Origin of the sequence: Anaplasma marginale str. Florida (assembly GCF_000215485.1) — a bacterium.
Classification (GTDB): domain Bacteria; phylum Pseudomonadota; class Alphaproteobacteria; order Rickettsiales; family Anaplasmataceae; genus Anaplasma; species Anaplasma marginale.
Window position 1 is genome coordinate 1 of record NZ_AFMS01000001.1, and the last position, 8,255, is coordinate 8,255.

Genomic DNA, 8,255 nt, shown 5'->3' on the forward strand with positions numbered 1-8,255 from the left:
CATGACACGAAAACGTAAAATGCCCCGTGTGGAAGCTGCGCTTTCAATATTTTAGAATCTTCCACAGCCTTCATGACCATGTCCCGCCTTTTAGAAAATATTTTGCATCTATGGTCCAAAAAACCACTGTCGCCTGATAGAGCAGTGACCGCAGCAACTTGGGCTATCGAATTCGCAGTCGTCGTACTTTGAGATTGTATCGTAGACATTGCCTTGATCACGCGCGCATCGCCCGCTATATACCCTATCCGCCATCCAGTCATCGCGTGCGATTTTGAAACCCCGTTCACGATGACCACTCGATCATACAGGGCACTCTCAACCTGCAAAATATTTACAAACTCAACGTCATAGACAAGTTTGGCGTATATATCATCCGTCATGACATAAACCGTGGGATGCTTCAACAGCACATCAGCAATGGCGCGTAGATCATCCCTGGAGTAAACAACACCCGTAGGATTCGACGGCGAGTTAATTATTAGCCACTTGGTTCTCGGCGTTATAGCCCGCTCGAGGAGGTCAGCGGTAAGCTTGAACTCTTCCCCGCAGTCTACCACCACGGGTTTCCCACCCGATATACTAACTATGTCAGTATACGACACCCAATACGGCGCGGGTATTATAACCTCGTCACCCGGATCCAACGTGGCCATGAACAAATTGTAGATGCACTGCTTAGCCCCAGAACCTATTAACACCTGATCTGTAGAATACGCGAGGCCATAGTCTGACTGAATACTCAGTACAACCGCCTCTTTCAGCTCGGGTATACCATCTACCGGCGCGTATTTGGTCTTGCCGGCATGTATTGCGGCAATTGCCGCCTCTTTTACGTGATCTGGAGTGTCAAAATCCGGCTCCCCAGCGCCTAGAGATATTACATCCACCCCCTGAGACCTAAGCTCCGCAGCAAGCCTACTAACCTCTAGAGTGGGAGAAGGTTGTACAGATTTGAGCCTCTCGCTGATTAGAAACATACGCTCCCCAAACACACACGCAGACTGCCTTGACGCCGATGGAACCCCCATTGGAGCCCAAAAGCGGACCCACAGCGGCATAAAAGGCCTGCCATTATTGCAGCAATACGTGTGTGCTGCAAGGTTTTAGCATGAATGCAAAACTTGCCCCACAGCCCAACTGACAGGAACCACATATCATGACGTACGGAAAGTATGTGTGGGTCCCAACTATCGCGCAACCACGGCTCTGCAAAGCCGTTGTTTATGGTGCATACAATTGCTAAAAACTCGTTGTTGGGCACACGGTATTTGTAGTATGATCCCACAAGGTTGTTTTTGCAGAGAATTTTTATGAGTTTAGTAACAAAAGAGGCTATAGACTTCGCTGCCAAGGCGGTTATGTCCGATGGTAAGGTGTGCGACTTAAACCTGAGCAAGCATATCGCTGGTAAGTGCGCAGTGCTCTTCTTTTATCCCCGAGATTTCACTTTTGTATGCCCTACCGAGATATTGTCTCTGCACAGTAGAGTGCCTAAGTTCACTGCACGTAACGTTGAGGTTATAGGAATAAGTACAGATTCCGAATTCGCACATAGTCACTGGCGCAACACCCCCGTAGAGCAAGGCGGAATAGGTATGGTCAGTTTCCCCTTGGTAGCCGACGATTCGCATACCATATCGGAAAGTTACGGGGTGCTATACGGCGGAAAAGTTGCCTTAAGGGCGACCGTAATAATTGATGAGGATTTTATAGTCCGCCATCACTCAGTGAATGACCTACCGATAGGAAGAAATATCGATGAAGTGCTAAGAATTATAGATGCAATAGCCCATCACAAAAAGCATGGGGAAGTGTGCCCAGCAGGGTGGACCGAGGGAAAGGTGGCCATGGAAGCAACTCAGCACGGTGTTGAGCACTATTTGCAGTCTTACGCAGACAGCCTGGGCCCTCAGGAATGACGGAACCACAGCAGCAAGCTAAGGCCCCTGTAAAGGTGTTGGTAATGGGCTCCGGAGCGGCAGGGTGTACTGCCGCAATCTACGCCGGGAGAGCAAATTTGGAGCCCCTCCTAGTAACTGGAATGCAACCTGGAGGCCAACTGACGATCACAACTGATGTTGAAAATTATCCGGGGTTCTCTCTGGTACAGGGCCCAGAACTCATGGAACATATGAAGCAGCAAGCACTGCATTGCGGCGCTACTGAAATAATGGATGAGATAACTCAAATAGACGCGAATGTGTACCCTTTCAAGTGCACTAGTATGTTTGGGGAAGAGTATTACGCGTATAGCATAATCGTCGCGACCGGGGCACAGGCTAAGTGGCTCGGAATGGATAGTGAGCAATTTTTTATGGGAAAGGGCGTATCTGCCTGCGCCACCTGTGATGGCTCGTTTTTTAAGGGAGAGGTAGTGGCGGTAATAGGTGGGGGAAACACAGCGGTCGAGGAGGCAATTTATTTAACACGGAGCGCAAGTAAGGTGTTTCTGGTTCACAGGAGAGACAAGTTGCGTGCAGAGGCTGTTATGCAGAACAGATTGTTTGAGAATAGCAAAATTGAGGTTGTGTGGAACAGCGTGGTAAAGGAAATACTTGGTGACAAAGAAAACAAGAAAGTGGGCGCACTGTTGTTAGAATCCACACTAGACGGAAGCACAAGAACCCTAGAGACCGCGGGCGTGTTCATAGCGATAGGTCACAAGCCAAACACTCAGGTACTGGCCGATATGCCAGGGCGCCATGTAGAGCTAGATCCAGATGGTTATGTCATCACCTCTCCTGACAGCACTGCGACAAGCTGCCCAGGGATATTTGCGGCCGGGGACGTGCGCGACAAAGTATATCGCCAGGCTGTAGTGGCCGCGGGTACGGGGTGCATGGCGGCGCTAGACGCGGAGAAATTCCTGTCCGAACGCGGTATCACTTCCTAACCGGAACAAGTCCAGAGCTCACACCCGCCCGCAGTGAACACAGTTTTATGGGCACGGGGAGCTTTGGAGTAAAATTCTAGAGAGAAATTCCTGTCTGAACGCGGGACACTCCCGGCCGGAACGGCGTAGCAGCACCTTCATTGAGCCCGTTCTGCCAGCGGGGACAAGGGGTTTAAGTGGCACAGGGAGTTTTGGAGTAAAATTCTAAAAGGTATTTCTTCACGTTTTCCGGCACAAACATGCTTACATCCCCATTAAGACGAGCGACCTCCTTAACAAAACTTGAGGAAATAAACTGAGTATCTTTCGCGGCAGGCAAAAATACAGTCTCTACCCCAGGAACAAGTTTGTAATTTATCCAACTCATTTGAAACTCGTAATCAAAGTCAGACACTGCTCTTAACCCGCGAATGATGACCTGGGCACCCCTACTTTGAGCAAAGTAGGTCAGCAATCCATCGAAGACTTCAACCTTTGCACTAATTCCAAGAGCCTGCATCTCACGCCCTATCATGGCCGCACGCATGTCTGCAGAGAATATGGTTTCCTTTACCACACTTTTTGCAACAGCAATAACGAGCTCATCTACCAGGTTGCTGGCCCTTTTAATTATATCGATATGCCCAAATGTTATGGGATCGAAAGTCCCAGGATATATGCCTAGCCTTATTGCCACAACTTCCACGAAACATAGGCGACCGAGGGGATTATATCTGACTCAGGCAGAAATTATCCACTATATTTTTGAAGTTTATTTTCCTTGAACGTTAACTATTAACACATATAATGGCATGGTTAGGAGCGGGCTACGTACTGTCCACAATGCGTTGCTTGCAGCATTGTCTGGCTTGGTAGCTCAGTGGTAGAGCGGAGGACTGAAAATCCTTGCGCGCTGGTTCAATTCCAGCCCAGGCCACGCTCCGCCTGTTCTCCGTTCTCTGCCTTAGTGTTTTGTTGCATTGGAGTACTATTGGGAGAGAGAATGTCCAGCCGTTGTCATACTATTACTGTTTCGATGCTTGTTAGGATTGTGTTCTGTGCGTTGCTGTGCTGCGCCGCAACGCTGCCAATTTCACCGCTTCCTGCCGCTACATCGGGAAGTGAAGGCAAAGTAGCAGTAGGGTTCTTGCAAACCGAAAAGGAAACTTACCCAGAAGAACTCACTTTCTCTCACAACATCGCTGAAATGTTCACAAAAATGGGGGCGCGCGTTGTGCGCGTGGATTATAACACGATCGTGGACTTTGCGCGCATCAGAGAAGCATCCCTCAAGGAAGCCGCAGGAGATATGTCGAAGGTTCGTGGGCTAGAGGCAGGCAAGATAAAGCGTGAGGTCGCAGATTTTCTGAAAAAGGAGGGGATTTCGCGAGTGTTTATACCTGGCAACTTCTACAACCTGGACGCGGAACCTTACCCCCCTACCCCTAATCGGCAGCTAGTCACCGCCGCAATTGCTGAGATAGTGCGTGAAAATTCAAACATTAGGCTCATGGCTGTGTGCGGGGGCTTGCAGGGCATCGTACATGCGATGGGTATCAAGGTTGTAAGGGTGTGGCACCTGATACACAAAGACCAGGCGGCGTCTCATGCCGTATCTGGGGATGACCCACATAGTAGCGGCGCTGCCCTACATAAGTTGCGGGTGGCACCCGGCAGTAAGTTGGCGAGCATAGTCTCCAAGCACGCACTCCTGGACGGAGACGGCTGGCCCTATCTGTTTTTCCCAGACTTGCATGGTGGGGTAGTAAGTAATGACCAGGAAAACATTCAGAAGCTAGAATCCCTGGGCTATAGGATAGTTGGGTATTCTGACGATGGTATTATAGAAGCCTTGGAGGATATGCATGGCAACATACTATTTCAAGATCATCCCGAGGCGCTTGCGATATATGCTCTCGACAACAATTTAGCTTCACCGCCCCCCCATGGCAACGGCATAGAGGGCTCTGAAGTCCGTACTTATGACTACGAAAGATACAGGTCTGCTATGGCTGCATTGCTGATAATGGAAGACTTTTTGCGCAACTAGAAGATGGCGAAGCACCCGCGCTGCGGCACGGCATGCATGGGTGTGCGTAAGCCGTTGCGGGGCTTGTGTACGCGCATTGAGGGCAACTAGCGCAGTTCGCGTGCGTGACAAGCCCGTCACAAATAGCGTAGCCACAAGCATGAGCGTGCATGTGCTGCCCAAATAACGCCTATGGAAGGGTGTTAGCAGCTGGCGACCAGCCTTAATTTTCTTGACTGTAGCATCTGTATATGGTACTGGGAGCAAGTTAGCTGGTATGAATTATGCGCCTTTCTGAGTGCTACGTGCCGACTATGAAGGACGTGTCGTCGGATGTCGTAGTTGCTTCTCACAAATATTCGCTACGAGCCGGTTTAGTTAGGCAGAACGCCTCAGGCCTATATACGTGGCTACCTCTTGGGCTCAAGGTCTTAAGGACGATAGAGCACATTGTACGGGAGGAAATGGATTCAAGCGGCTTTTTGGAAATCCTCATGCCGTCTGTGCAGCCCGCAGATCTGTGGCGTGAGTCACTGCGTTACGATTCTTACGGGCCAGAGATGCTTCGCATGCAAGATCGCAGCGGTAGAGAGATGGTATTCGGCCCCACGCACGAGGAAGCCATCTCCGACGTAGTGCGTTCATCGCTGAAAAGTTATCGCGATCTGCCAATTAATCTATACCAAATACAGTGGAAATTTCGTGACGAGTTGCGTCCCCGACATGGCATTATGCGCGGAAGGGAATTCCTGATGAAAGACGCCTACAGCTTTGACGTTGATTTTGAAGGCGCAATGAGGTCATACGAAAACGTGTTTTCGGCATATTTTAGGATTTTCAGGCGCCTTGGACTAGTACCCATCGCAGCAAAGGCTGATAGCGGGGCCATTGGGGGCAGCATCAGCCACGAATTTCACGTGCTCGTACCTACCGGCGAGAGTACTGTGTATCATGATAAAAAAGCCTTGGACCTCTCCAAAAATGATTACTGCACTACCGAGGAGATTGCAAGCGTGTATGCCGCAACAGAAGATGCGCACGATCCGCAAAATTGTGGGGTGGACCCGAACGATTTGCAAGTTTCTAAAGGCATAGAGGTCGCCCACGTTTTTACCTTGGAGATAGGTATTCTGCCCCTATGAACGTGAAATTTCACGACAAAAATGGAAATAGCGCTCACGCTCTGATGGGATGCTATGGAATAGGAATATCCAGGCTCGTGGCAGCGATTATTGAAGTATTCCATGATGATGTAGGCATAAGATGGCCAGAATCTATAGCCCCTTTCAAAGTGGGAATAGTGAACTTGCTGACCACAAATGAGGATTGCAAAACAACCGCGGAGACCATATATGCCGCCCTTGCTGATAGCTCGTTGTACGATGATAGCACAGACAGCCCCGGAGTGAAGCTCGCAAGGATGGACCTATTGGGGATGCCTTGGCAGGTTATTATTGGCAATTCTTTCGTGAAGGACAAAGTGGTGGAATTGAAAAATCGCGCCAACGGAGCAACGGAAAAGTGTACTGTTGACGCTTTGATTGCAAGGATGCAGGCGTGATAGTAGGCATAGGAGTGGATTTGGTATCTGTAAGAAGGATGCAGCAACTACTGGAAAGGTTCGGCAACAGATTTACTACCAGGGCATTTTCCGAAGTCGAAATACGTGATTCCCTGCAGTACAAAAATGCACACGCTGTGGCCAGGCATTTCGCCAAAAGATTTGCAGCGAAAGAAGCCTACGTAAAGGCAGTTGGGCTTGGGTTCGGACGTGGAATAGAAATGCGGGGCGTATCCGTATTCAATGATGCTTTGGGAAAGCCGCGGATTGCTGTAAGTGGCGATGTCGGACACAATGTAGAGCTTTCGCTGAGCGACGATGGCGAGTACGCCATAGCCTTTGTTGTTTTGCACGTATAAAGCCAGGAATTGGCTACGCGCCAATGATGACGCCTATCCGGCAGTAAAGAGAATGCGGCTTTGCAATCGAGAACACGTGCACAGGAGGAGCTGCCTTGTTGGCTCTTAGCTATGCAGATGGGCGCGCGGCTGCCTCACTATAGGCTAAAACTCATTCACAAGTAATGTCCGTGCCGTTGGCGCGCTTCTTAGCGTGGGGTCTTGCTAACGTATCTATTCCACATACTCCGCATTCAGTAGTGTACGATTGCAAATTTTAGCATGAGCATCCATATCTATCAGGCACACTTTCACCCTTACGGTGTTGTGGGACGGCGCGTATACGAACTCCCGTGATTACCATGTTGAAGTAATGGAAAATGTGCGGCGCACAGCGTAAGTTTTTGTTGCACACCAGAGGGGACAAAATGTATTATGGTCCCGCTTCACATTGTTCCCTGGTAGCTCAGTGGCAGAGCAGCTGGCTGTTAACCAGTGTGTCGTTGGTTCGAATCCAACCCGGGGAGCTTGTGCACGTGTTGAGTTTGGGAGGTTTCTGTAATTCGCGGTACCATCCCCTCTTGCGTTTCGCAGCATGTGCTTGACTTCCGCGCCCATTGGTAATACAATCTGCCCGTGGTTTCACTATGGCAATAAAGGCCTCTTGGAATAGGCGTTTTGGACCCGAGGGCAGTGCTCGGCATCTCCACTGTTGCTTTGTATGGGGATGAAACAGGATAGACAGACGCAATAAAGAGGACGGCGTTTGCTCGGTGGGAATTCCAGCCGTATAAGTGGGTCATTTTTATAAGTGCAAACGATGATTTCGTTGCCGCTAATGATAACATGGAAACAGCTTTCGTAGCTGCTGCCTAGTTTTTGTCTTTAGCGCGGTTTTGGGGGCTTACCGGGCAACAGAAAAGCCCCCGCCAATTGCGCATGTGCAACAACTCTTGGGCGGAGGTGTGTTTACATGCTACACCTAGCTAATCTCCGTCTTGTTTTCTGGCACGATTGTGGTATCCTGCTGCTCGGCAGGCAGCGCTTTGTTTGGCTGGCTGCACGGGTGCTTTCTGGTGCGAGGTTTCAATGAGTGATCTAGTAGATTATCGGAGACTGGTTTACGCTGCGATGTGCAGCGTAGTAAGAGAGGCACTGGACTTTGTGTCCAAACTACCCTCTACTGGAGAGGTGCACGTTACCATTTCGTTCCTCACTGGGTGCAGCGGGGTTGTACTGCCCGACTACTTGAGGGCACAATATCCAGAGAATATGACGATTGTTCTTCAATATCAATTCCGCGAGTTATGCGTAAGCGATAATTATTTCAGAGTCATCTTAAGTTTCAAGGGCAAGGAAGAGTGCATCACGGTGCCTTTTAGGGCTGTGGTAAAATACGTCGACATGTTAGCCAATTTTTCTCTAGACTTAGAGCAGTACGGCAACCTCGAG

7 protein-coding genes, 2 tRNA genes, 1 other RNA gene and 1 pseudogene are annotated in these 8,255 nt (G+C 49.6%); 9 read left to right on the plus strand and 2 right to left on the minus strand.

Features of this window, described 5'->3' with window-relative positions; translation table 11 throughout:
* The coding region (locus tag GAC_RS00005) for a pyridoxal phosphate-dependent aminotransferase (RefSeq protein ID WP_037348931.1) at positions 1-980 on the minus strand (980 nt) is incomplete at its 3' end.
* Between the two features lie 333 nt (positions 981-1,313).
* On the opposite strand from GAC_RS00005, the gene GAC_RS00010 reads away from it, so the two are divergent.
* Both GAC_RS00010 and trxB read left to right on the plus strand, forming a co-directional pair.
* Positions 1,314-1,922, plus strand: coding sequence for a peroxiredoxin (locus GAC_RS00010; RefSeq protein ID WP_010267463.1), 609 nt, complete (start codon positions 1,314-1,316; stop codon positions 1,920-1,922).
* On the plus strand, positions 1,919-2,896 hold the full coding sequence (gene trxB, locus GAC_RS00015; protein ID WP_011114307.1) for a thioredoxin-disulfide reductase: 978 nt from the start codon (positions 1,919-1,921) through the stop codon (positions 2,894-2,896). The genes GAC_RS00010 and trxB overlap by 4 nt, the downstream gene beginning before the upstream one ends.
* 172 nt (positions 2,897-3,068) lie before the next feature.
* On the opposite strand, the gene coaD is transcribed toward trxB, so the two are convergent.
* The gene (gene coaD, locus GAC_RS00020; RefSeq protein WP_010264198.1) at positions 3,069-3,581 is read right to left on the minus strand and encodes a pantetheine-phosphate adenylyltransferase; all 513 of its coding nucleotides are present in this window, start codon (positions 3,579-3,581) and stop codon (positions 3,069-3,071) included.
* A 160-nt stretch (positions 3,582-3,741) separates the two neighbouring features.
* On the opposite strand from coaD, the gene GAC_RS00025 reads away from it, so the two are divergent.
* The 7 genes and pseudogenes from GAC_RS00025 to GAC_RS00050 form a co-directional block, all read left to right on the plus strand.
* A tRNA-Phe gene (locus tag GAC_RS00025) sits at positions 3,742-3,812 on the plus strand.
* 99 nt (positions 3,813-3,911) lie between these two features.
* Complete coding sequence (locus GAC_RS00030) at positions 3,912-4,925, plus strand: gamma-glutamyl-gamma-aminobutyrate hydrolase family protein (protein ID WP_010267459.1); 1,014 nt, start codon at positions 3,912-3,914, stop codon at positions 4,923-4,925.
* Positions 4,926-5,188: 263 nt separating this feature from the next.
* Positions 5,189-6,465, plus strand: a pseudogene (gene proS, locus GAC_RS00035) (proline--tRNA ligase).
* Complete coding sequence (locus GAC_RS00040) at positions 6,462-6,824, plus strand: holo-[acyl-carrier-protein] synthase (protein WP_010264187.1); 363 nt, start codon at positions 6,462-6,464, stop codon at positions 6,822-6,824. The pseudogene proS and the gene GAC_RS00040 overlap by 4 nt, the downstream one beginning before the upstream one ends.
* Before the next feature lie 434 nt (positions 6,825-7,258).
* Positions 7,259-7,330, plus strand: a tRNA-Asn gene (locus tag GAC_RS00045).
* Between the two features lie 70 nt (positions 7,331-7,400).
* Positions 7,401-7,734: a transfer-messenger RNA gene (gene ssrA, locus GAC_RS05335) on the plus strand.
* 158 nt (positions 7,735-7,892) lie between these two features.
* Positions 7,893-8,255: ClpXP protease specificity-enhancing factor SspB (locus tag GAC_RS00050; RefSeq protein WP_037348933.1), on the plus strand; the 363-nt coding region annotated here is incomplete at its 3' end.

What these genes read in the sequence shown, in the direction of transcription:
- GAC_RS00010 (WP_010267463.1), top strand. Translation starts at nt 1,314, where the DNA reads ATGAGTTTAGTAACAAAAGAGGCTATAGACTTCGCTGCCAAGGCGGTT.
- trxB (WP_011114307.1), top strand. Translation starts at nt 1,919, where the DNA reads ATGACGGAACCACAGCAGCAAGCTAAGGCCCCTGTAAAGGTGTTGGTA.
- GAC_RS00030 (WP_010267459.1), top strand. Translation starts at nt 3,912, where the DNA reads ATGCTTGTTAGGATTGTGTTCTGTGCGTTGCTGTGCTGCGCCGCAACG.